This window comes from Halobacillus naozhouensis (genome assembly GCF_029714185.1).
Taxonomy (GTDB): Bacteria; Bacillota; Bacilli; order Bacillales; family Halobacillaceae; genus Halobacillus_A; species Halobacillus_A naozhouensis.
In genome coordinates this window covers 4,162,523-4,187,028 of record NZ_CP121671.1, presented here as the reverse complement: position 1 = coordinate 4,187,028, position 24,506 = coordinate 4,162,523, and the positions used below count along the sequence as shown (strand labels likewise).

Here is a 24,506-nt window from a genome sequence, read left to right as displayed (position 1 = left end):
TGACTAGGGGAGGAACAGCATGTGAGTGAACTATGGAATGACCGCACCCCGCCGCATAATATCGAAGCGGAACAAGCGGTACTAGGGGCGGTTTTTTTGGAACCGGAAGCTATGTCCACGGCCGCAGAATACTTGCTGCCTGAGGATTTTTACAGAGCAAGTCACCAACGGGTTTTTGAAGTAATGCTTACTTTATCAGATCGTGGTGATCCTATTGACCTTGTGACAGTGACCACGGCGTTATCCAATAATAAAGTGTTAGAAGAAGTTGGCGGTGTCTCCTATTTAAGTGATATCGCGAACTCTGTGCCGACGGCTGCAAATGTCGGCTATTATACGAAAATCGTTAGTGAGAAATCGACTTTACGTGGGTTGATTCGCACTGCGACGAATATCGTAACGAGCGGATTTGCTGAAGAAGAGAACATAGAAGATGTTTTAAATTCAGCAGAAAAAGATATTCTTGAGGTATCCAGCAGAAAAAATTCTGGGGCATTTAAAAGTATTAAAGATGTGTTAATCGATGTATATGATAATATTGAAATGCTTCATAACAATGATGGAAACGTAACGGGAATTCCGACCGGGTATCGGGACCTAGATCAAATCACTTCGGGGTTCCAGCGAAATGATTTGATTATAATCGCTGCCCGCCCTTCCATGGGTAAAACGGCGTTTGCTCTTAATATAGCTCAAAACGTAGCTGTACACACGGAAGAGAATGTGGCTATTTTCAGCCTGGAAATGGGTGCTGATCAACTCGTCTCACGTATGCTGTGTGCAGAGGGAAATATTGATGCTCAGCGTTTGCGAACAGGGCATATGGAATCTGATGATTGGAACAAACTGACCATGGCAATGGGGAGTCTTTCGAATGCAGGGATTTATATCGATGACACACCGGGTATTCGGGTGAGCGAAATCCGCTCCAAGTGTCGTCGGCTTAAGCAAGAACATGGACTAGGTATGATTTTGATTGACTATTTGCAGCTCATTCAAGGAAGTGCTAATTCTAAGGAGAACCGTCAGCAGGAAGTATCGGAAATTTCCCGTTCTTTGAAGGGTCTGGCTCGTGAGTTGAATGTCCCGTTAATTGCATTATCCCAGTTGTCACGTGGTGTAGAGTCAAGGCAGGATAAGCGTCCAATGATGTCCGACCTGCGTGAATCGGGCTCGATTGAGCAGGATGCAGACATCGTAGGATTTCTATACCGTGATGATTATTATGATCAGGAATCAGAAAACCAAAATATTATTGAAATTATTATATCCAAACAACGTAACGGCCCGGTCGGTAATGTAGAACTCGCCTTTGTAAAGGAATACAACAAATTCGTTGACCTTGATAGACGATACAGTGACGCAGACGTTCCGCCAGCCTAAAAGATAGAAAGAGGTACCTTTTTTTACCACCTCAGGTCATCCAAATTTTGGATGACCTGAGGTGGTTTTTTAATAGTAAGGCGCCTGGGCATTAAATGCTCAGGCGCCTGATTTTATATTCATCACAACTCGTTACGCCTTCGATAGTAAGTTACGCCGATTGTGTATGAATCAGTATGATTGAAGCCATGTATCAATGGCGTGGGCAACCCCATGTTTATCATTGGACTTTGTTATAAAGTCACCAGCTTTTTTCACTAAGTCATGCGCATTTGACATCGCTGCTTTGTGTCCGGCTACTTCGAACATGGACAGGTCATTAGGGCTGTCTCCGATTACACCGGTATCTTGCAGAGGGATGCCTTTATATTCCGCTAACTTCCATAGTGCATTGCCCTTTGAAGCATCCTTATGTTCAAGTTCGAAGTTATGAAGAGAAGAACTCACTAATGTTAAATCGTCGCGTGACTCAAAATAACGCCGGCCTGTGATGAGTTTATCTTGATCAAACGTAAAAGCCAGCACATTGTAAAGTGGAACGCCAGCTGCCAGAATCTCCTGATAGGATCCTACATGCAGAAATCCTTGCTGTCCGAATTGCTTGTTCATCGCCACCTTTAGATCGGAAATATCCGCTTGTGGATTAGCACTTCGTATTCGGTCAAGTTCAATATTAAGCAGTTCGCGTCCATTCTGTGGAGTAAGAATCGCTGAATCACTGAAGACTTCATAATAGAATTCCTCTTGTTCAAGCCATTGCAAAATCTCTTCTCCATCCTTTGGATCAAGCGAAACAGCGTCAAAGCACCTCCTATCAGGCCGGTGTATAGTAGCTCCATTTGCTCCTATTACCCATGTCACCAGCCCTGTATTCTTGAAAACTTCTCTCACATCGAATTCAGCACGTCCTGTCGCAATAACCACTTCTATCCCTCTAGCTTGAGCCTTTTTAATTGCTGCTATATTTTCTTCACTAATTAAACTGTGACTATTTAAAAGGGTTCCATCCAAATCAATAGCAATCATCTTCATAATGACGTTTCCTCCTCTGTAACGACTAATTCGACCTTGTGAGTGCTGAGAAGTTCTTGAAATTCGAGACAAGGTGCACGGTCTGTGATCAATAGGTCGATATCTTCTAAGCCGGCATACTGGTAAAAGTCAGTTATCCCTATCTTGGTATGGTCAGCAAGAACTGTAACCTGTTTGGCTTGCTCAATCATTTTCCTTTTTACCATTCCATCTTCTTCATGAGCAATGGTTAACCCATGCTCGGAGATGCCAACTACTCCAATGAAGGCATGATCGACGTAATATTTTGCTAACCGATCAATGACTGATGTGCCATATAAAAAACGATGTTCCTTGTGCAGCTGTCCTCCAAGTAAATGAATGGTTATGTTTGCTTTATTTGATAAAATTTCTGCTTGGTTAATGGAATTTGTAATGACGGTACAGTCTAGTTCTTTCATTTGGTCTGCGCACGATTGAACAGTGGTCGAGGCATCTAATATCACTTTATCGCCATTTCTAATCAAAGAGGCCGCTTTTCGGCCAATGTGGAATTTTTCTCCCGAATCAGTCTGCAGGCGATTGGGATAGTCTTTAATTTTATTACGAGTAGATGGCAGGATGGCTCCCCCTCTTGTTCGTAAGATCGCTTGCTGTTCTTCAAGCTTTACGAGGTCTCTTCGGGCTGTATCACGGGAAACGCCAAAGAGTTCACAAATTTTCTCTACTGAAATTCGTCTCTCATTACTTAAGTAAGTAAGGATCTCAATAAGCCGTTCCTCTTGATACATAGTAAACTACCTCCCTCCATAAGCTATTATAAGTAATATTTCATTACAATTCAAGTAATGTAAGTTATATTAAGTAATTATAAGTATTTGGAGAAAAAGGGATATAATCGAACATTATGAAGTAATTTATTAAACATCGTTCGGATTTACGTTGACGAATTTCTGTAATATTGATAAACTGACCATGTATTTAATTTAAAAAGTAAATTCTATTGGCGGAGGTGCCATATGTCTTCAGTAGTAGTTGTCGGAACCCAATGGGGCGACGAAGGTAAAGGTAAAATTACTGATTTTCTGTCACAAAATGCCGAAGTTGTGGCTCGTTATCAAGGCGGGAATAACGCGGGGCATACCATTAAATTTGATGGAGTCACTTATAAATTGCATCTTATTCCTTCTGGGATCTTTTTTGATCAAAAGATTTGTGTGTTAGGAAATGGAATGGTTGTCGATCCGAAGGCTCTTTTAGAAGAATTGAAGTACTTACATGACCGAGGGATATCGACGGATAATTTACGAATTAGCAACCGTGCACATATTATCCTTCCATACCACCTAAAACTTGATGCACTGCAAGAAGAAGAAAAAGGTGTCAATAAAATCGGGACAACGAAAAAAGGAATTGGACCTGCTTATATGGATAAAGCCGCGAGAACCGGAATCCGTGTGGCAGACCTATTGGATAAAGAAAGCTTCCGTGAAAAGCTTGAACAGAATTTAGCAGAAAAAAATCGTTTATTTGAAAAAGTATATGAAACAACACCATTTACTGTAGATGAAATTCTAGATGAATATTACGAGTATGGACAGCAAATAAAAGAATATGTCTGTGATACATCAGTTGTCCTCAATGATAGTTTAGATGAAGGCCGTCGGGTTCTGTTTGAAGGAGCTCAAGGGGTTATGCTGGATATTGATCAGGGAACCTACCCATTTGTTACTTCCTCAAACCCTATAGCAGGTGGTGTCACCATCGGCTCAGGTGTCGGTCCTTCAAAAATCAAACATGTAGTAGGTGTATCAAAAGCTTATACTACACGTGTTGGAGATGGCCCGTTCCCTACAGAACTTGATAACGAAGTAGGAAACCAGATTCGGGAGGTAGGCCGCGAGTATGGAACGACAACAGGACGTCCGCGTCGTGTCGGCTGGTTTGATAGTGTGGTCGTTCGGCACGCGCGTCGAGTTAGTGGGATCACCGACCTTTCTTTAAACTCTATTGATGTCCTGACAGGAATTGAGACTTTAAAAATTTGTGTAGCTTACAAATACAAGGGTGAAATCATTAAAGAATTTCCAGCCAGCTTGAAAGTGTTAGCTGAATGTGAACCTGTTTATGAAGAAATGCCGGGATGGAGCGAAGATATTACAGGAGCCAAAACACTTTCTGATCTGCCTGTGAACGCTCGTCATTATTTAGAGCGTGTCTCACAGCTGACAGGTATTCCGTTGTCTATTTTTTCAGTTGGCCCTGATCGTTCACAAACGAATGTTGTACGAAGTGTATATAGCGAATAGTATCAATAGAAAGAATAAGGCACGTCTTCCTTGTTAATGGGGGGCGTGTTTTGTTTGAGGAAAGGAGCTTATTATGAAAAGAATATGTGTATATGCTGGAGCAAAACTAGGGAGTAACCGGGCATTTGCGGAACAATCCAAAATGTTGGGAGAAGTTTTTGCTCGGGAACAAATTGAACTTGTTTACGGTGGAGCTAAAAGTGGACTGATGGGAGAGCTTGCTGATTCCATTCTAGAATCAGGGGGAAGTGTGACAGGCATTATGCCGACACCGCTTTTTGAAAAAGAAATTGTTCACCAAAAGCTAACCTCATTTATTGAAGTCAAAACTATGCATGAAAGAAAAGCTAAAATGAGCGAACTGGCTGATGGTTTTATTGCATTGCCTGGAGGCTTTGGGACATTCGAGGAACTATTCGAAACGATAACATGGGCACAAATCGGGTTGCACACTAAACCCATTGCCTTATTAAATACCGAGAATTATTATACTCCGCTACTAAATCTGATTGATCATGCGATTCAAGCAGGATTCGTTTCTGAATCAAACAGGAGCTTGATACTACAAGCTACTGAACCGGGAGAGCTTGTAGAAAAGATGAAAAGTTGGCTAAGAGAGAAATAGGGAGTCCCCGTTCCTTATTTCTCTCTTGGAGGGTTATCAAAAAATCTATTGCTGTTTGTATATCTCTGTGATATGATAAATATCGTTGCCGTAAGAAATGGTCCGGTAGTTCAGCTGGTTAGAATGCCTGCCTGTCACGCAGGAGGTCGCGGGTTCGAGTCCCGTCCGGACCGCCATTTTACATATGGGCACCAAAGAGCGAAGGCTCAACTTGAATTTAATAACATTATGGCTCGGTAGCTCAGTCGGTAGAGCAACGGACTGAAAATCCGTGTGTCGGCGGTTCGATTCCGTCCCGAGCCACTCTTAGAAAACGTCCGTGAGTTACTCACGGACGTTTTTATTAACTCTTACGTTAGGAACTTACCATCTCCCCTCCGTTAACATGAAAGACTTGACCAGTTACATAACGCGAATCATTAGAAGCCAGGTATACATACATGGGTGCCAATTCAAATGGCTGCCCTGCTCGTTTCATAGGTACTTCCATACCGAACGTCTTTACTTTGTCTTCGGAAAAACTTGATGGGATCAAGGGTGTCCAAATTGGTCCAGGAGCCACTGCATTGACTCTGATAGTTTTCTCAGCAAGGTTTTGTGACAGGGAGCGGGTAAACCCAACGATTGCGCCTTTTGTGGCAGAATAGTCCATTAACAATTTATTCCCTTCATACGCCACAACTGAGGCCGTGTTAATGACCGCATCCCCTTTAGATAGATGAGGGAGAGCAGCTTTCGTCAGGTAGAAAAAGGAATAGATGTTTGTTTTAAACGTGTCATCAAATTGCTCGTTTGTAATATCAAGTAAGTCTTTTTGAGGAAATTGCACCCCGTGATTATTCACAATAATATTTAACTTACCAAAGCTTTCAACTGCTTTGTTTACAACAAATTCACAGTATGCTGGATCTCGAAGGTCTCCCCTAAGAAGGAGGCAATTCTGTCCAAGCTCTTCTATGCGCTCCCTAGTACGAAAGGCATCCTCATTCTCATATTCATAAAAATATGGAATGACTAGGTCTGCCCCTTCCTTAGCATAGGCAATGGCTGCTGCAGCTCCGATCCCACTATCACCACCCGTTATGATCGCAACTTTATTAGTAAGCTTTCCGCTGCCTTCATAGTTGTTACTTTCAATAATTGGTTTTGGGTTCATTAAGGCTTCAATGCCTGGCTGCTTGGGCTGATGCTGAGGCGGAAATGTGAGCGCCTTATATTCGGTAGTAGTGGTTACAGTGTAATAAGGATAGTTTGGATACATGAGGACCCTCCTAGAAAAATATTGCTTTTCTTTAGGTTATTCACATGTAAATAATTGGTCACTTTTGGAGGAGTCCCTATTTTTGTGGCGAGTGCTCAATTTCCACTTGGCTAAATTCGACAAAAAGCCCTTTATGACACAGAAATTTAGTCCTTTTCCACTTATGTAACATTAGTGCAATAATAATGGTAAAATAACCCTTCACTTTGTGTAAAATTACACCTTTAGAGTGTTTGATAACACTTTATAAGAGAATTTTGGAAGCAATATTATAAATTGTTTACATCTATTAAATATCCTGTCGAATTATGTTTAGGTATGATAAGTTGTAAAAGGTGTCAACTATATAAAAATAAAGAGAGATAGAGATTTGATTTGGGGGAAAGGATCGTGAAACAGACGACTGGCATTTGGAAAAAAGTCGCCATAATGACTTTACTTGGATTTGGTTTGAGCCTTGGAGCTACATCATATGCAAAAGGCAGCTTAGAAACTATCTACCACGTATATATGGGAGATAAACACGTAGGGGTAGTGGATAATAAAGAAGTCGTTCAAGATTATGTAGATCAACGCTTGAACCAAGCTCAAGAAGATCATAACCAACTTCAGGTTACGACAAAAAAAAATATCGTCTACGTACCTGAAAAAATATTTACACCTTCTCATGATAATGAAGAAGTTATGAAAATCCTCAAAAACAATATCACCATTGCTGCTGATGCTGTGGCATTAACTGTTGGTGACCAAACTGTAGCTTATCTTCCAAGCGAAGAAAAGGCCCGGAAGGCTATTCAACACTACAAAGCACAGTACGTGGAAGAAGAGGCACTACTTAACTTAAAAGAGAGAAAAGAGAATGGTGAAGAACCAAATATTGACGACTCTACTATAATAGACGTCAAACTTACCAATAAGGTTTCAAAAAAAGAAAAAGAAGTGGAACCCGGTAAAGTTGTAACGGTAGATGAAGCGGTGGATATTTTACAAAAAGGGACACCGGAGGAAAAACTTCATACTGTTGAAAAAGGTGAGGTGCTAAGTGAAATATCTTCTGAGTATGATCTCTCTGAGGAGAAATTATATGAGTTGAATCCTGATCTGAATAAAGGGGAACCTCTGCAGATTGGACAAGAACTGAATGTAACGGAGTTTAAACCGTTAACAGAGGTACTCGTGACGGAAGAAGGGATGAAAGAGAAGAAAATTTCCTATGAGACGGAGGTTGTTAAGACAGATGATCTTCGTAAAGGTGAAACAAAAGTTAAACAAGAGGGACAGGAAGGGAAAAAGAAAGTTCATTTTTCCTTAAAAAAGAGAAACGGAACTGTAATCGAAGAGAAAACATTGGATGAAGAAATCATTACAGAGCCTGTAAAAGAAATTATTCTTAAAGGAACAAAGGTGACACCATCACGGGGAACTGGAGAATTTGTATGGCCGGCTATAGGCGGGACGATTACAAGTGAGCAAGGTTCTAGGTGGGGTGACTATCACAAAGGGATTGATATCTCTGGTGTGAGTGACCGTACAATTAAAGCGGCTGACAATGGAGTCGTTGTTTCGGCAGGTTATGACGGCGGCTACGGGAATAAAGTCGTGATCAATCATAACAATGGGTATAAAACTATCTATGCTCACCTATCGTCCATTAATGTAAGTGCAGGAGAAACCGTTGAACAAGGAAGCGCGATCGGAATTATGGGAACGACCGGAAATTCAACAGGGGTACATTTACATTTTGAGGTTTATAAAAATGGTTCATTACAAAATCCTCTATCCTATTTTTAATAGACAAACCGCTATGTGCATCATAGCGGTTTTTTGGTGTGAAAGGTTGTAATTTCAGTTGAAGTAAGACATTTGACTGTAAATAAGTTAAAATAAGGGAAAGTGTTGAAGTAGATGAAAAGGAAGTGACTAGATATGGCGCTGAAAATATTAGTAGTAGATGATGAGAAGCCAATTGCGGATATATTGAAATTTAATTTAGAAAAAGAGGGCTATGATGTGGTCTGCGCTTATGATGGGGATGAAGCCATTCAAAAAGCAGATCATGAAGATCCTGATTTGATCTTGCTTGATATTATGCTGCCTCATAAAGATGGGAATGAAGTGTGCCGTGAGGTCCGTAAAAATCACACGATGCCGATTATTATGCTGACAGCGAAGGATGCTGAAATCGATAAGGTTTTAGGCTTAGAGATGGGAGCCGATGACTATGTGACCAAACCATTCAGTAATCGTGAACTGATTGCGAGAGTAAAGGCCAATTTGCGTCGACATCAGCAAGAGCCAGAGGATCAGTCTCAACAGTCTAAAGACATTACGATTGGACGTTTAGCGATTCACCCTGACGCTTATACAGTCACTAGGGATGGATCTTATATTGAGCTTACGCACCGTGAATTTGAATTGCTGCATTACCTTGCTCGTCATATTGGACAGGTGATGACCCGTGAACATTTGCTCGAGACGGTGTGGGGTTATGACTACTATGGAGATGTGCGTACGGTTGATGTTACGGTTCGTCGTCTTCGTGAGAAAATTGAAGAAAATCCGAGTAATCCAGCATGGATTGTGACTCGACGCGGAGTTGGTTATTATTTGAGAAACCCTGAGCAGGAGTAGGATTATATGAAGAAAGTGAGCTTTTTTCAGTCAGTAAGGCTGAAGCTTATTGTTGTTTATATTTTATTACTCTTACTAGGGATTCAGGTGATTGGGGCATATTTCGTTGACAAGCTTGAGGAGCAGCTTGAGGAGAATTTTACAAGCTCTATTGAGGGGACTATTCGTTCCCTAACCTATAGTTTGCAAAATTCATTCCAATTGGATAGGGACGAAACAGATCCAAGTCTTAAGTCAGACGTTCAAAACCTAATCCAGGATTTTGATGAATCCGATATCCAGAAACTTTTGGTGGTAGATAGCAATGGACGTATTATTGCGGAACAAAATGAAGAGTTAAGAGTTTCAAACGTTGGGAAAAAGGTCCTCATTCCCCGAATCACCTCCGCTCTACAACTGCCATCTTCCGAGTCTTCCCATGATATTAGACAAGATGGAGAAACCGGGAACCGCTTATTAGTCGGCGCCACTTCAATACTGAGCAGTAATGAGGAACAGGCACTTGGAGCTGTCTATTATCAAGCTGATATGAGTGAAGTTTATGGACAGCTTCAGACGATCAACAATATTTTTGCTACAGGGGCAGTCTTGGCCATTACGATTACTGCTTTACTAGGCATCTTGGTAGCGCGGACGATCACGAAACCTCTGTCTGCGATGCGAAGGCAAGCCCTTGTGATGTCTACTGGAGACTTCTCGCAAAAAGTAACGGTACATGGAAATGATGAGATTGGACAGTTAGGGATAGCCTTTAATGATTTGACTGAAAAATTAAAGCTGTCACAGGCTACAACGGAGGGGGAACGAAGGAAACTTAGTTCCGTCCTCTCCAACATGTCAGATGGGGTTATTGCCACAGATCGTTTGGGGGCTGTAACCTTAATGAATGCTCCAGCGTCTAAACTTATTGGACAAAGTTTTTATGAAGTACAAGGGCAGTCATTAATAGATATCCTTGAGTTATCAGATCAACTCAATGACATATCAGAGATTGATTCCATCGGTTCAGTGATCATTGATTTGAGTGAGGATGACCAGCATCTTCTATTAAAAGCTAATTTCTCTGTGGTACAAGATGAAAATGAAGAGATGAATGGTTTTATCACCGTACTTAGTGATGTAACCGAACAAGAAAAAGTAGAACAGGAGCGACGGGAATTTGTGTCGAATGTTTCACATGAACTTCGTACTCCTTTAACAACGATGCGGAGCTATATTGAGGCATTGACAGATGGTGCCTGGCAGGACAAGGAAATTGCACCAAGGTTCTTAGATGTTACTCAAAATGAAACAGACCGAATGATTCGACTCGTCAATGATTTGCTGCAATTGTCAAAAATGGAGCGTAAGCAGGATACTGGGCTATTTAAGGAAAAAGTCGATTTTGTCCCTTTTTTTGACCATATTATAGATCGGTTCGAAATGAATCGGGATGAAAACATGAACCATCAACGAGAATTATCTAAGCAGCACCTCTATGTATGGATTGATAAAGATAAAATTACACAAGTCCTGGACAATGTGATTTCTAATGCGATTAAATACTCTCCTGAAGGAGGGACCATTACTTTCCAAGCACAGCCTGTTAATAAACATCTTCAGGTAAGCATCTCTGATCAAGGACTTGGCATGCCTTCAGATACTGTCGATAAAATTTTCGATCGCTTTTATCGTGTTGATAAAGCAAGGTCCAGAGAAATGGGCGGTACAGGACTTGGACTAGCTATTGCCCGGGAAATAATTGAAGCCCATCATGGCCAAATTTGGGCGAAAAGCCAAGAAGGTAAGGGGACCACTGTCTTCTTTACACTTCCGCTAATCAGTCAGAAGCGGAGGCGGAGAAAATGAAATTTGAAACACTTAAGTCCATTATTTTACTAATTCTTATTTGTTTTAGTCTGTTATTAACTGTCGGCTTATGGAATTATCAACCTATCACCGATGAGGTGGGTAAAGAAAATGAAAATTTAGTAGAAGAGACCACAATTGGCGGTGAGGAGGTTAAAATGTCTTCCTTAATTGCCCCTTCTCAGTTTGTCTTCCATAGAAACGGTAACCATTATTCTTTTGAAGATGGAAAAGACCGTGAGGAAACTTACAAGATAATGAAGAACTGGACATTGTTTAATATTCATACAGTGGAAAACCGTGTTGTACCTGAGGCAGCGAGAATGATGGAGGTCATTTTTCCGACGAATATTCCTGCACAGGCGATTAAAAATATCTTTTCTCTTGGTGAACAGGATTTCGCGCCTTCATCAGGTGAGTTCAAGCGAATCTTCTTTTCTATTAATGAAAATGGCGGGGTAGATGTTTTCTTTAAGCCTGAATCGGAAGACGCTATAGCATATGGGGCTTCACTTCGAAGTGAAAATATATATCAGCTGGAAGAGTTAATTGCCACCACCGAAGGAGTAAATAAGCAAGTCATGTTTACCGGTGATGGTGATAAGCGCATTTTCTTACCAAGTAATAGCGTAGAGGTTTCGTGGCATATTTTAGACACAACTACGATACCGATTGTTCCTTTAAAAAACACATTATTTGAGGACCCTTCTATCGTCAAGGATATCCCCGCTCCAAGAGTAGAACAAAGACTTACTGATTCTCTTAGTAATCTGGAGGTTATGGAAGGGGGAAGACGAATGGTTTTTTCTGAGTTGCTCAGTAAACCTTCTCCCCAGACAGCTATGAGTTCTTATGAGGTATTAGAAAAGAGTATCAGCTTTATTAATGCACATCAGGGTTGGACAGACACGTTCCGCATAGGTGAATTGTCTACAGCAAACACGTCGATTACCTATCACATGTATCAAAAGCATTTACCAGTTCTGGCAAGTGAAGGTAACATTCATACCATTATGGTTGATTATCAAAACGGCCTAGAAAAACGCTACGCACGCCCGTTGGTTCGTTTGGAACCTTCAATTAATAAATCAGAAGGGCCATACTCGCTTTCGTCAGGGAATAAAATTATTGCCCTCATTAATGAATCGCGCAAATATAATATCAAGCTTATTGAAGACATCGAAATCGGTTACAAGCTTGTGAAGCAAAGTGGTGGGTATGGAGGTTATTCCCTTATTCCTAGATGGTTTATCTTAGAAAATGGCAGCTGGAAAGAAGTCGAAGAATCTTTCGTACACGAAGGGGGGATGACTGGTGCAATGGGGACAAATTAAAACATTGTTTATCTTTAGTTTCCTTGTGCTCGATTTATTCCTTCTTCAGCAATTTCTGGATAAGCAAGGACAAACCAGTATTCAAACTGTTGGAGAATCGCAGTACGAAACGAGCTTAAGTAACGCAGACATAACAATTTCCAATAATGTACCAGAAGAAGCGCCGGCAGTCAGGTTAATTACGGCTTCAGCTGGTGATTTCACTGAAGAGCAGCTTGAGGCAATCAGGCAACTCGAAGGACAAACGGCTAAAGTATATAATAAGAATCTTTTAACTGCGACTTTAGATAAACCTGTAGCTGTATCTGAAGAAACAATTGCAGGAGCTGTCAGCAAATATGTTCCATTTAGCAGTCAGTATTCCTTTTGGAACTTAAATGAAGAGCTGGGCAGGGCAATTTTCTTCCAGAAGGCGAATTCCCGAACCGTTTATTATAACTCGGGTGGTGTACTGATTGTTAATATTGAAAACGGCAAAATGACAGGCTATCAGCTTGCTCATCTGAAAGTACCAAATCAGTCAGGGGAAGATAAACAAGAGCTAATTAACCCGTTAGAAGTGGTAGAGCGTCTATATACCGATGGAGTTATAAATGGAGGAGACAAAGTTACGGACATGTCAATTGGCTACTATTCAGCATATAGTTTAGACCCTGGGGGAGGAGCGAGTGAGCAATTATTCGCTCCTGTATGGAAAGTGACTATCAATGGCAATGAAGATGCTTTTTATTCTGCTCTAGCAGCAAAGCCAATTTATTTACAACTCGATGAAAATGAATTTATTCAAAAAACCATAAATGGCTTCGAAGAGATCAAGTCAGGGAGCAACCAAAATGTTATGACCAATAAGGGAGAAAACACTGAAGAATAAAGGGAGATGGAGTGTCTAACTATGACGTTAAGATTTAGCGTACTAGCATCAGGAAGCACGGGGAATGCTTTTTATATAGAATCTGAAGAAGAGAAGATCCTGGTCGATGCAGGTCTTAGCGGGAAAAGGATTGAAGGCTTGCTGGCACAGGTGGATGTGGATCCGGCAGAGCTGTCCAGAATCCTTGTCACTCATGAGCATAGTGATCATATCAAAGGTCTTGGAATTATGGCTCGCCGTTATAACTTGCCTATTTACGCAAATGAAAAGACATGGAGTGCTATGGAGGGACAACTTGGCAAGCTATCTGTAGACCAGAAATTCCATTTTAATATGGAGGAAACAAAATCATTTGGAGGGCTTGATGTCGAGTCCTTTGCTGTTTCCCATGACGCAGCCGAACCCATGTTTTATACATTTCGTAACAACGGAAAAAAGGTGGCGCTTGTCACTGATTTAGGGTATGTATCTGAACGGATTAAAAAGACTGTCGAGGATGCGGATGCTTATATTTTTGAATCCAATCATGATGTGAGCATGTTACGCATGGGTCGATATCCATGGAATGTAAAACGGCGAATTTTAGGCGACTCAGGGCATGTATCTAACGAAGATTCTGCTCTTGCCCTGTCCGATATATTAACTGATCGGACCAAACGGATATATTTAGCGCATTTAAGTCTCGATAACAACATGAAGGATATAGCCCGTATGTCCGTTAAGAACGTATTGGAGGAGCGTGGCTTTGAGATTGGATCACGTATTGAACTTCATGATACGGACCCGGCACAGGCGACACCAATTTATGAAGTATAGCAGGTTTTAAATGGGTTGAGATAAGGTAACAATAAGATAGGTAGAAGGAAAGCCGAAATGAAAGGAAAGGTGGAAAACGTGGGTTATTATGACGATCATTCACCAGCCAATCAGCGGCAAAAAGGTCGACGTCGCTTCGTTATGCCAACGATTGTTGGAGTCGTTCTTGGCGCAGTTCTCGTCCTGCTCGCTTTACCAGCGCTGGTCCAAACAAACATACTGCCGTATAATATTACACCAAATGAACAACAGTCGGCTGAAGATGGTGGCACTCCCACTGAAGACCCCGCACAAACAGTCGATTTAAATGTAACAAGCCAAATTACTAAAGTGGTAGAAGAAGTATCTCCTGCGGTAGTAGGGGTTATCAACCTCCAATCTCAGCAAAATTTCTGGGAGCAAAGAGGGGACCCTGAGCAGGCAGGAGCCGGATCAGGAGTAATTTATAAGAAAGAAGATGGTACTGCCTATGTGGTGACGAATTATCACGTCATTGAAGGGGCTAGTGAAATTGAAGTCGTTCTTTCCGATGGTACAAGAAAGAAGGCACAGCTAGTCGGCGGTGATGTATTTACTGATTTAGCCGTACTTAAGATGTCGAGTGAGAAGGTGAAGGAAGTTGCCGAATTCGGTTCATCTGATAACTTGAAAGTTGGAGAACCGGCGATTGCAATTGGAAACCCTCTAGGCCTGCGCTTTGCTGGCTCCGTTACAAAAGGAATTATTAGTGGGAAACAACGGGCGATACCTCAAGATTTTAATGGGGATGGTCAAAAAGACTGGCAATCAGAAGTTATTCAGACTGATGCAGCCATTAACCCCGGAAACAGTGGAGGAGCACTTATAAACATAGAAGGTCAAGTCATTGGTATTAACTCCATGAAGATAGCTCAGTCAGCGGTAGAAGGCATTGGTTTTGCAATACCAATTGAAACTGTAAAGCCGATCATCGCGGAGCTTGAGCAGTATGGTCAAGTTAATCGAGCATTCATAGGAATTGAAGCTTATTCATTGTCACAAGTTCCTACTTCTGAATGGCGAAATACTTTGAATTTACCTGAAGGTGTGGATGGTGGTTTATACATTCGAAGTATTACAAGGATGTCACCAGCCGATAAAGCTGGATTGCAGCCACTTGATGTAATTACAGCGATCGACGGTGAGCCGGTAGAAGATATTATTGACTTGCGTAAATATCTTTATAAACAGAAAGACCCTGGTGATGAGCTGGAAATCACATATTATCGTGAAGGTGAAAAGAATACAGTTACTTTAACATTAGGCTCACAGCAATAAAGACTAAGGCGTATGCATTATAATTACAATGCATGCGCCTTTTTAAATGTCGTCTTTTTGATAGGCAAATTGAAGCTATCAGCACTTATCCACAGTGTGTTGATAAAGCTCTGGATAAATAGCATATATGGTAGCGAACATATATACTACTACCATATAGACTTTAAGTTATAAACAGGTGTGGATAATATCAGGGGATAACTTGTTCATAGCCTAGGACAACCTGTGAGTAAAAGTTGACCAACACGGGTTGTGTATAAGTCTGTGGACAATTGTGGGTAACTGCTTTCGTTAGTCAGTCTTTCCACATGTGAATAGCAGTGGTGGCGCAGTGTTAGCGTTTATCCACAACACCTGCAAGTTAATCACATGTTATAGATGAGGACACCTGTGTGTATAAGCTGGTTTTACTAACGACATACGAGAAATTTCTATTAGGACGTTACATGTCGTAAATTAAGGTGTCTGTGAATCAAACTTTCACAACCAAATAAATTGTTCGCTAATATGTTGGTTTCGTACAATGATGGAAATAAGGAGGAGTTACATATGATTGATTTACGAAGCGATACAGTAACAAAACCTACAGAAGCAATGAGGAAAGCAGCCTTTGAAGCCGAAGTAGGAGATGATGTTTATGGCGAGGATCCTACGGTTCACCGTTTGGAGGAGATGGCTGCCAGTCTGCTTGGGAAAGAAGCGGCATTGTTTGTGACGAGCGGAACGCAGGGAAATCAGGTGGCTATGTTAACACATTGTCAGCCGGGCGATGAAGTACTGCTTGAGTCAAACTCCCATCTATTTTTATATGAAGGAGCCTCCATGTCTGCGTTAGCTGGTGTTCAACCAAGAACCATTGAAGGCACCCGTGGAGCAATGGATCCGAAAGAGGTTAAGGCTGCCATCCGTCCAGAGGACATTCATTTTCCCGAAACCGGTCTCATTTGTGTAGAGAACACCCATAACAAAGCAGGTGGGGCAATTGTTCCCCTGGGGAATATGCAGGCGATTTATGAGGTAGCTCGCGAGCAGCAGATCCCAGTACATCTGGATGGGGCAAGATTGTTTAACGCATCAGTGGCTTCAGGCGTATCACTTGGACACTATGCCGCTCAGGCGGATACGGTTCAGTTTTGCTTATCAAAAGGGCTCGTGCTCCTATGGGTTCTATCATAGCGGGTTCTTATGATTTCATAAACAAAGCACGAAAATGGCGTAAACGTCTGGGAGGCGGTCTAAGGCAGGTTGGTATGGTTGCAGCACCTGGAATAGTCGCTCTTTCTGAAATGGTTGATCGACTAGCAGAAGATCATAAACATGCCCGGCGACTCGCGGAAGGAATTGACCAAATTAGCGGGCTTAGTTTGGAAGGACAGGTGGAAACAAACATCGTTTTAGTGAATGTAGCTGATCTTGGCAAGTCAGCTGATGAATTCCTGATAGATTTAAAAAAGGTCGAAGTGCTTGCTGTGCCATTTGGACCTGAAACGATAAGGTTCGTAACAAACTATGATGTGAATGCAAAAGATATAGAATCTGTCATAACCTGTGTAGAACAATTAGTTTCAAACTGTTGAAATTAAGCAATCAATAGTCATAATTCAAATTTTTTTACGAAAAGTGTAGTATACAAGAAACCTTTTATCTGCTGTACCGGTCTAATTAAAGGGTGTGCGGTTTCAAGGTCATAGAGCCCACCAAATGATTGGATTTAAATATAACAGCTATTTGAAAACATGGTACAATAGCTGTATAGACACGCAACTCAAAGTTTTAAGTCAAACAAGGGACACATTAGACAATTGAGTCCTATACACTTTATTTTCCAAAGATAGAATACCGTTATTAAAAACGTGTACATTAGGAGTATAAAGGTGAGTCTAATGGTATCGAGGTTTTCCCTTACTAATTTTTCTAAAAGAAAGAAGGATTCCCTATGTGCGGATTTATTGGGATATTACACAACAAAGGAAATCAAGTTAATAAGGAATACAAACAGCAATTCAGTGAGAAGAATAATTTTATTAAGCATCGGGGACCTGATGATGAAGGGTACTACCATGATGGTTATATCTCACTGGGATTTCGCCGGTTAAGTATCATTGATATTGAGAGCGGCCATCAACCCTTTCACTTTGAAAATGAACGCTACTGGATGGTATTTAACGGAGAAATTTATAATTATGTAGAACTTCGCGAACAGCTTTTGAATAAAGGCTATACCTTTGAAACAGAATCGGATACAGAGGTTATTGCAGTATTGTTCCAAGATCAGCAGGAGCAGGCTTTTAGTAAGCTGCGAGGCATGTTTGCCATTCTGATTTGGGACAAGGAAACGAACACTTTATACGGAGCACGTGACCAATTTGGCATTAAACCGTTGTTTTATACAAAGTCAGGTCACACCTTAAGTTTTGCGTCGGAGAAGAAGAGCCTGGCAGAAGCAGACGGCAAGGTAGATACTGAGGCTTTGCAGCACTATTTAAGCTACCAGTATGTCCCTGAGCCAATGACATTAACGGAAGGCGTTCAAAAACTTGAACCAGGTCATTATTTCGTAAAAACTCCAGGTGAACCGCTTGTCATTGAGCGTTATTTCCATGCTACTTTCCAACCCGTTCTTACAGATGAGAAGCGGATGATTACACAAATTCAGGATGCGTTATATAATTCTGTCGATGTTCACATGCGAAGTGATGTTCCGGTAGGTTCCTTCCTATCCGGCGGGATCGATTCATCGATCATAGTTGCTATCGCCAGGGAATTTAATCCAAACATTAAAACGTTCTCTGTAGGATTTGAGCGTGAAGGTTATTCAGAAGTTGACGTGGCAAAAGAAACAGCTGATAAACTTAACGTAACCAACCATTCATACATCATCACACCTGATGAATACGTTCAGAAGCTGCCTAAAATAATGTGGCACATGGACGATCCATTAGCAGACCCGGCCTGTGTTCCGCTTTACTTTGTTGCACGAGAAGCGAGGAAGCATGTCACGGTAGTTCTATCAGGTGAGGGAGCAGACGAACTGTTCGGCGGGTATAATATTTATCGTGAATCAGAGTCATTAAGGGCATTTGATTCGATGCCGCCTGTTGTAAAAAAGGCCTTACAAAAAGTAGCACAGAAGCTGCCTGAAGGCGTTCGCGGTAAGAGTTTCCTCGAGCGTGGCACAACGCCATTGAAGGACCGTTATATTGGTAACGCGAAGATGTTTGAAGAACGTGAGAAAGGAAATTTATTGAAACAATTTTCCAAGGACAAGTCGTATCAATCACTTACGAAGAGTCTGTATGATAACGTAGAAAACGAACATCCTGTTCACCAAATGCAATACGTTGATATTCATACATGGCTGCGCGGTGACATTTTATTAAAAGCGGATAAAATGACGATGGCGAACTCTTTGGAATTGCGCGTTCCTTTCCTGGATAAGGAAGTGTTTAACGTAGCCCGCGAACTACCTGTCGCAAGCAAAATCGCCGATGGAACAACAAAGTCAATTTTACGTAAGGCGTCACGGGACATTGTACCCGACCACGTGCTCGATCGTAAAAAGCTTGGCTTTCCTGTACCAATTCGTCATTGGCTGCGGAATGAATTGTATGACTGGGCGAAAAACCTGATTGTTACAAGTGAAACAGACCATCTCATTCATAAATCAGTCGTCCTTGATTTGCTTGAGGCGCACGTTCAGCAAAAAGGAGACTACTCAAGGAAAATATGGACGGTTCTCATGTTCATGCTGTGGCACCAGATCTATGTAGAAGGTGTCTACTCCTTTGAAGAGTTACAGAAAGAGGATGAAACGGAAAGTAAAGTACTTGAACAGATGGTAATGGTCTAAGCTTCGATAGTTGCGTGTAGTATAATGAAAATCCTACTTAATAAGGTCAGCCTCCATTTTCGTTTGGAGCTGACCTTATTTTGCCTTCAATAAAGTTGGCAGCTTCTCTCAATTTAAAATAATCAGATGAACCGGACTCCTTTTTCACTAAATAAAGTAGACTACTCAAAACGAATGAAGGTTCTAAAAAGGAATAGAACTCGTACAAGTAGTATAGAGTGTATTAAAGAACGGAGGCTTAGACAAAAATGAAAAAACGATTCGTGCTGTGGACGGCTGTTCTTTTCCCGATTTATGCCTTTCTTGTCTACCTTTATTTGTTCCACATGGCAGGCACAGGGGTACCGGCTGCTTATCAGGGTACGGCTGCTGATCCATCAACCTTTATGACAGCGAAGGAACTTGAACTGAGTCAAGAATTTTCAAGATATAAGGACTTCTTATTTTTTATTGGAATTCCTTTAGAAGCGCTGATTTATTTAAGTGTGCTTGTTTTTGGCCTATCTCCAATTTTTAAACGATTTGGTGAAGGCGTTTCACGGTTTTCCATCATTAAAATTCCTATTTATGTATTATTATTGTCCGCCTTCACATGGATTCTTACGTTTCCAATCGATTACGCTGAACGAAAGCTTTCGGTGACATATGGCATTTCAACGCAAAGTTTTTCAAGCTGGATGCAGGATCTGCTGTTAAGTTTCTGGATCGGTACATTGATTATGATTATTCTCATTACGGTTTTATATTCGCTAATGAAACGTTTTACGAAACGCTGGTGGCTCTATGCCTGGGTCCTTCTTATTCCTTTCTTCGTCTTTATGATGTATATTCAACCCGTCGTGATTGACCCGCTTTACAACGATTTTTCCAGATTAAATGATCCGGTGTTGGAAGAGAAAATTCTTAACCTTGCCGATGAAGCCGATATTCCTGCCGAACGTGTTTACCAGGTAAATATGTCCGAAGAAACAAACGCTATGAATGCATATGTAAATGGAATTGGTTCGAACCTGCGCATTGTGCTATGGGATACGACCCTAAATAATCTTAAGGATAAAGAAGTTTTATTCATTATGGCACACGAAATCGGCCACTATGTGATGGACCATCTCTATTTAAACCTGGCAGCTGTTATTCTCTCAAGCCTGATTGGTTTGTACATTGCCTATCGAGTTCTTCATGTAGTTATTCGCAAATGGGGAGCAGGCTGGGGTGTAAAACATGTGGCTGATATTTCCTCACTGCCCGCATTATTTATCATCTTATCTCTATTGTCCTTTGCGTCAAGTCCGGCAGAATTAGCAATCTCACGCAGCGCTGAAAAAGCAGCAGACCAATACGCTATCGAGATGACGGAGGATCCACAAGCCGCGGTAGGCTCTTTTCAAAAGTTAACCGTTAATGGTTTAAGTGACGTGAATCCACCAGCTCTCGTGAAGTTTTTCAGGTATGGCCATCCGACGATGATGGATCGGATTTCGATGCTGGAGGAGTATAAGGAGAAATAGAGAGGTAACGGTTTATGCCTAAGGAAGTAGCGGCGTACTTTTTATATAATGACTCGCGGAATGAAAGATACCGCCTTATCTAATGGACATACCTCCCTAACCTACTGTCTTATCTTAAATACCATTATCAACAGCAAGGGGAATCGTAATCTTTATCAGCAAATGATAAACTAAGAACAAACGAATCAAGTGGAGGCCACTACATGAAAATCACCATCATAACTGTCGGAAAACTAAAAGAGAAATACTTAAAACAGGGGATCGAGGAATACGTAAAACGCCTTAGCCCTTACGCAAAAGTTGAAGTCGTGGAAGTTGCAGATGAAAAAGCTCCCGAAAACTTAAGCGAGGCGCAGATGCTTGAAGTGAAACAAAAAGAAGGGGAGCGGATTCTGAGCAAAATCAATCCGGATAGCTATGTCATAACACTGGAAATTGATGGCCAGCAGCTTACATCGGAGAAGCTTGCCAAAAAAATGGACGACCTTGCAACGTATGGTAAGAGCAAGGTCGCCTTTGTCATTGGCGGGTCACTGGGTTTGAGTGATGAGGTATTGCAGCGAAGGGACTTCGGGCTTTCTTTTTCTAAAATGACGTTTCCTCATCAGTTGATGCGGCTGGTGCTGGTGGAGCAAATTTATCGGGCTTTTAAGATTAATCGAGGGGAACCGTACCATAAATAGTCTTCATAAACCAGAAGGTCTGTTTATTGTTTATGGCATTCTATATGGGAATGGCAGTCAGTTTGTGTAGCCCTTAAAATACTATTTTTAACAGAGGAGAAAACACGATGCTATCAACATTTCAGAATCAGTTTCGAAGCACATACAAAAAAGAGAAAAGCACGAACGGCTCTCCTCCCCTTTAAAAATCTAAGAATAATTCTGTTCAAACAAAACAGCTTTACTTAAGAAATAGAAAAACCTTCCTCTTCTTTCACTCCATCTTTCTCTGTAAACTCATCAAGCAGCGCACGCACTTCATCGGTGGATTGGGTGCTCATCAGCTGATTTCTTAACTCACTCGCTCCCCGGAATCCACGGACGTAAATCTTGAAAAAGCGACGAAGCGGTTTGAAGAGCCGTGGCTCCAGTTCTTCGGAATATTTATCATGAAGGTCGAGCTGCAGCCGCAGGAGGTCGAGCAGTTCTTCGCTTGTATGGTCTTTCTTCTCTGTTTCGAAAGCGAACGGGTTATGGAAGATCCCCCGTCCAATCATCACTCCGTCCACGCCGTATTTTTCTGCAAGTTCAAGACCCTTATGGCGGTCAGGAATATCACCGTTGATCGTCAGAAGCGTATCAGGGGCTATTTCGTCACGAAGCTTCTTAATCTCCGGGATCAGCTCCCAGTGAGCATCGACGTTACTCATTTCTTTTTTCGTACGGAGATGGATGGAAAGATTGGCAATATCCTGTTCCAGAAGGTGCTTCAGCCAGTCGCGCCATTCGTCCACTTTCGTATAACCAAGACGGGTCTTCACACTGACGGGAAGACCTCCCGCTTTGGCTGCCTGGATGATTTCCGCTGCCACATCCGGACGGCGGATCAGACCGCATCCTTTTCCTTTCGGTGCGACATTCTGCGCAGGACATCCCATGTTGATATCTACGCCCTGATAGCCCATTTCGGCCATGCCGATACTCATTTCTCGAAAGTGTTCGGGCTTGTCTCCCCAGATGTGGGCGACGATCGGCTGTTCATCTTTCGTGAACGTCAGACGTCCACGCACGCTGTCTTTTCCTTTCGGATGGCAATAGCTTTCCGTATTCGTAAACTCTGTAAAAAACACGTCAGGTCTCGCTGCTTCACTCACGACATGACGAAAAACGACATCCGTTACAGCTTCCATCGGTGCCAGAACAAAAAACGGCCGTGGCAACTCATGCCAAAAGTTTTCTTTCATAGTATATCTGAACCCTTTCCTTAAGGGAAAACATGTTCCCAAAGTTAAAAAGTGAAAATGTTACTGTTATCTATTCCTATATAGACTGGATTTTAACCATTATATACTTTAATAGCATCAAACGAAAAGTGCAAGGGAAGACACTGAATTCCCTTCCAAAACAGTGGTATCCAGATGGAATTGCTTCGACTCAAACGATCCAACAAGTTGCTGGAGCCATTGGTATTGCGGTAATGGTCTTGCTGTTAGCCACAAATCTACAGTGAAGACATCCGACCCTCTTCATAACAGGGTGTAGAATTAACCTTAAGTGATAATAAAGGAGCAATCCATTGAACAGACATGGATTGCTCCTTTACTTCTATTCAGCCATACTATAATCTGATATTCTCTCCGGATGAGAATACACGTTAAAGGACTCCCCGCGGATGAAACCGACCGTTGTAATATTTAGGTCATCCGCGAGTTGAATGGCAAGATCAGTTGGAGCAGATTTTGATAAAACAATACCTACTCCAATTTTAGCTGCCTTTATGAGTATTTCTGATGAGATCCTTCCACTGAAGACAATTACTTTATCCCTGACTGGTATTTTGTTCAGAAGACTATGGCCGTATAATTTATCAATTGCATTATGTCTTCCGATATCAGCCCTCCCTACTAAGATCTCAGAAGGGGTGCAAAGGGCGGCATTATGTACACCGCCGGTATTTTTAAAAACAAGACTATTTTTCTGCATCATTTTCATGAGATTCAAGCAATCTTCGGGTTTGAGTCTAGTCTTTGCCATCGATGTTTTAGCAGTTCGAACATCATTTTGAAAATAAAATTGTCTGCTTTTCCCACAACAGGATCCAATGAAGCGTTTAGAATGCTGTTGTTGTTTCTCGTGAATCTCAGATTTTAAAGTGACATAGGCAAAGCCGGCGCTCTCATCAATAATGAGGTCCGTCACGTCATCTTTAAACAAAATGGCTCCTTCTGAGGCTAAAAAGCCAATAATCAGTTCTTCGAGATGAGTCGGAGTGCAAACCATTGTAGCAAACTCTTCACCGTTGATATGAATGGTGATAGGAAATTCTGTTACTATTTCATCCTCTACACCTTGTAGTTGCCCATTTTTATATGTAACGATGGGTCGTTTTCGGCTCATATGTTGAACCATAGTATTCACACCTTATTGATCGTAATAATCTGTTGATAATCAAATGATAACACCAAAGTTGTGGCTATGCGCCTTATTTATCTTCTACTTTTGCTGAGATTAACCCAAGTAAAATACCAAACAGCCCACCTGCTAGCACTTCGGCTGGCTGATGCCCCAGGACTTCTTTTAATTCATGTTCCTGCTTCACATATTCTAAGCTGGGGAAATCACCGGAAATAGCCTCGAAATGCTCTTCGAGATCATTCACCAGCTGGGCAATTTCACCAGTATGGCGTCTAATCCCCTGTGCATCATACATAACAATGGATCCGAACACGACTGCTAAAGCGGTTTCGATATGTCTCGTTCCACGATTGGCCGCTACATAAGTAGCGAGTGAAGCAACCCCTGCAGAGTGAGAACTTGGCATGCCACCGGTTTGAAAGATCGGTTTCCACTCCCATTTTCCAGTTACGTTTTTATGTGTAAGTATTTTGAGCCCTTGTGCGATTCCAATTGCTGAGAGAGCTGTCACGATTCCACGGTTCACTAAAATCTCCTCCGTTTTCTTTCTAAATTACGTTTCTTTTCTATTATGATTCATACCCTTCTATGAAGATTTTATTCTACCTCTATAAAATTTTATAGGCTATGCAGTGCAGGTTTTTTCACAAAAAAAATTCACATTAGGAGCTTCCCTAAAGTGAACT

The 24,506-nt window shown here is 41.6% G+C and carries 20 protein-coding genes, 2 tRNA genes and 1 pseudogene; 17 read left to right on the top strand and 6 right to left on the bottom strand.

The genetic code is table 11. From position 1 onward, the window contains the following. Window positions 1-21 precede the first annotated feature (21 nt). A complete protein-coding gene (gene dnaB, locus P9989_RS21265; RefSeq protein ID WP_283076823.1) occupies window positions 22-1,383 on the top strand; it encodes a replicative DNA helicase in 1,362 nt (453 codons plus the stop codon). Window positions 1,384-1,554: 171 nt separating this feature from the next. Here the strand turns inward: dnaB and P9989_RS21260 are convergent, their stop codons facing one another. Continuing rightward, window positions 1,555-2,415: a Cof-type HAD-IIB family hydrolase gene (locus P9989_RS21260; protein WP_283076822.1), complete on the bottom strand. Its 861-nt coding sequence runs from the start codon at window positions 2,413-2,415 to the stop codon at window positions 1,555-1,557. Beyond that, window positions 2,412-3,185, bottom strand: a complete 774-nt coding sequence (locus tag P9989_RS21255; protein WP_283076821.1) for a DeoR/GlpR family DNA-binding transcription regulator — start codon at window positions 3,183-3,185, stop codon at window positions 2,412-2,414. The genes P9989_RS21260 and P9989_RS21255 overlap by 4 nt, the downstream gene beginning before the upstream one ends. A 228-nt stretch (window positions 3,186-3,413) precedes the next feature. Between P9989_RS21255 and P9989_RS21250 the strand changes: the two genes are divergently transcribed. The 4 genes from P9989_RS21250 to P9989_RS21235 all read left to right on the top strand — a co-directional run bounded on the left by P9989_RS21250 (window position 3,414) and on the right by P9989_RS21235 (window position 5,631). Continuing rightward, window positions 3,414-4,703, top strand: a complete 1,290-nt coding sequence (locus tag P9989_RS21250; RefSeq protein ID WP_283076820.1) for an adenylosuccinate synthase — start codon at window positions 3,414-3,416, stop codon at window positions 4,701-4,703. 73 nt (window positions 4,704-4,776) lie between these two features. Then, entirely contained in the window at window positions 4,777-5,328 is a 552-nt protein-coding gene (locus P9989_RS21245) for an LOG family protein (protein ID WP_283076819.1), read from the top strand. Window positions 5,329-5,427: 99 nt separating this feature from the next. Next, window positions 5,428-5,504, top strand: a tRNA-Asp gene (locus tag P9989_RS21240). Between the two features lie 54 nt (window positions 5,505-5,558). Continuing rightward, window positions 5,559-5,631 (top strand) — tRNA-Phe (locus tag P9989_RS21235). Window positions 5,632-5,683: 52 nt separating this feature from the next. On the opposite strand, the gene P9989_RS21230 is transcribed toward P9989_RS21235, so the two are convergent. Further along, window positions 5,684-6,589: an SDR family oxidoreductase gene (locus P9989_RS21230; RefSeq protein WP_283076818.1), complete on the bottom strand. Its 906-nt coding sequence runs from the start codon at window positions 6,587-6,589 to the stop codon at window positions 5,684-5,686. A 390-nt stretch (window positions 6,590-6,979) separates the two neighbouring features. On the opposite strand from P9989_RS21230, the gene P9989_RS21225 reads away from it, so the two are divergent. From P9989_RS21225 to rlmH, 11 genes and pseudogenes are all read left to right on the top strand, one after another. Beyond that, a complete protein-coding gene (locus P9989_RS21225) occupies window positions 6,980-8,380 on the top strand; it encodes a M23 family metallopeptidase (RefSeq protein ID WP_283076817.1) in 1,401 nt (466 codons plus the stop codon). 135 nt (window positions 8,381-8,515) lie between these two features. Further along, complete coding sequence (gene yycF / locus P9989_RS21220) at window positions 8,516-9,220, top strand: response regulator YycF (protein ID WP_283076816.1); 705 nt, start codon at window positions 8,516-8,518, stop codon at window positions 9,218-9,220. Between the two features lie 6 nt (window positions 9,221-9,226). Next, the gene (walK, locus tag P9989_RS21215; protein ID WP_283076815.1) at window positions 9,227-11,068 is read left to right on the top strand and encodes a cell wall metabolism sensor histidine kinase WalK; all 1,842 of its coding nucleotides are present in this window, start codon (window positions 9,227-9,229) and stop codon (window positions 11,066-11,068) included. After that, complete coding sequence (locus tag P9989_RS21210) at window positions 11,065-12,402, top strand: YycH family regulatory protein (protein ID WP_283076814.1); 1,338 nt, start codon at window positions 11,065-11,067, stop codon at window positions 12,400-12,402. The genes walK and P9989_RS21210 overlap by 4 nt, the downstream gene beginning before the upstream one ends. Continuing rightward, on the top strand, window positions 12,383-13,273 hold the full coding sequence (locus P9989_RS21205; RefSeq protein WP_283076813.1) for a two-component system regulatory protein YycI: 891 nt from the start codon (window positions 12,383-12,385) through the stop codon (window positions 13,271-13,273). Before P9989_RS21210 ends, P9989_RS21205 begins: the two co-directional genes overlap by 20 nt. Window positions 13,274-13,294: 21 nt before the next feature. Continuing rightward, window positions 13,295-14,089, top strand: coding sequence for an MBL fold metallo-hydrolase (locus P9989_RS21200; protein ID WP_283076812.1), 795 nt, complete (start codon window positions 13,295-13,297; stop codon window positions 14,087-14,089). A 78-nt stretch (window positions 14,090-14,167) separates the two neighbouring features. Next, a complete protein-coding gene (locus P9989_RS21195; RefSeq protein WP_283079015.1) occupies window positions 14,168-15,385 on the top strand; it encodes a S1C family serine protease in 1,218 nt (405 codons plus the stop codon). Between the two features lie 549 nt (window positions 15,386-15,934). Beyond that, window positions 15,935-16,962 (top strand): annotated as a pseudogene (gene ltaE / locus P9989_RS21190) (low-specificity L-threonine aldolase). Between the two features lie 359 nt (window positions 16,963-17,321). Continuing rightward, on the top strand, window positions 17,322-19,235 hold the full coding sequence (gene asnB, locus P9989_RS21185; protein WP_283076811.1) for an asparagine synthase (glutamine-hydrolyzing): 1,914 nt from the start codon (window positions 17,322-17,324) through the stop codon (window positions 19,233-19,235). 248 nt (window positions 19,236-19,483) lie between these two features. After that, on the top strand, window positions 19,484-20,743 hold the full coding sequence (locus P9989_RS21180; RefSeq protein WP_283076810.1) for a M48 family metallopeptidase: 1,260 nt from the start codon (window positions 19,484-19,486) through the stop codon (window positions 20,741-20,743). 203 nt (window positions 20,744-20,946) lie between these two features. After that, the gene (rlmH, locus tag P9989_RS21175) at window positions 20,947-21,426 is read left to right on the top strand and encodes a 23S rRNA (pseudouridine(1915)-N(3))-methyltransferase RlmH (protein WP_283076809.1); all 480 of its coding nucleotides are present in this window, start codon (window positions 20,947-20,949) and stop codon (window positions 21,424-21,426) included. Window positions 21,427-21,650: 224 nt separating this feature from the next. Here rlmH and P9989_RS21170 read toward each other — a convergent pair whose 3' ends face one another. Beyond that, window positions 21,651-22,649 (bottom strand): tRNA dihydrouridine synthase, encoded by a 999-nt coding sequence (locus tag P9989_RS21170; RefSeq protein WP_283076808.1) that lies wholly within the window; start codon window positions 22,647-22,649, stop codon window positions 21,651-21,653. A 32-nt stretch (window positions 22,650-22,681) separates the two neighbouring features. Between P9989_RS21170 and P9989_RS21165 the strand changes: the two genes are divergently transcribed. Beyond that, window positions 22,682-22,915 (top strand): hypothetical protein, encoded by a 234-nt coding sequence (locus P9989_RS21165; protein ID WP_283076807.1) that lies wholly within the window; start codon window positions 22,682-22,684, stop codon window positions 22,913-22,915. A 95-nt stretch (window positions 22,916-23,010) separates the two neighbouring features. Here P9989_RS21165 and fdhD read toward each other — a convergent pair whose 3' ends face one another. Together fdhD and P9989_RS21155 are read right to left on the bottom strand one after the other, a co-directional pair. Further along, window positions 23,011-23,814 carry a formate dehydrogenase accessory sulfurtransferase FdhD gene (fdhD, locus tag P9989_RS21160; protein ID WP_283076806.1) on the bottom strand — a complete coding sequence of 268 codons (804 nt, stop codon included), beginning with the start codon at window positions 23,812-23,814 and terminating at the stop codon, window positions 23,011-23,013. Window positions 23,815-23,887: 73 nt separating this feature from the next. Next, entirely contained in the window at window positions 23,888-24,346 is a 459-nt protein-coding gene (locus tag P9989_RS21155) for a divergent PAP2 family protein (RefSeq protein WP_283076805.1), read from the bottom strand. Window positions 24,347-24,506: the final 160 nt, after the last annotated feature.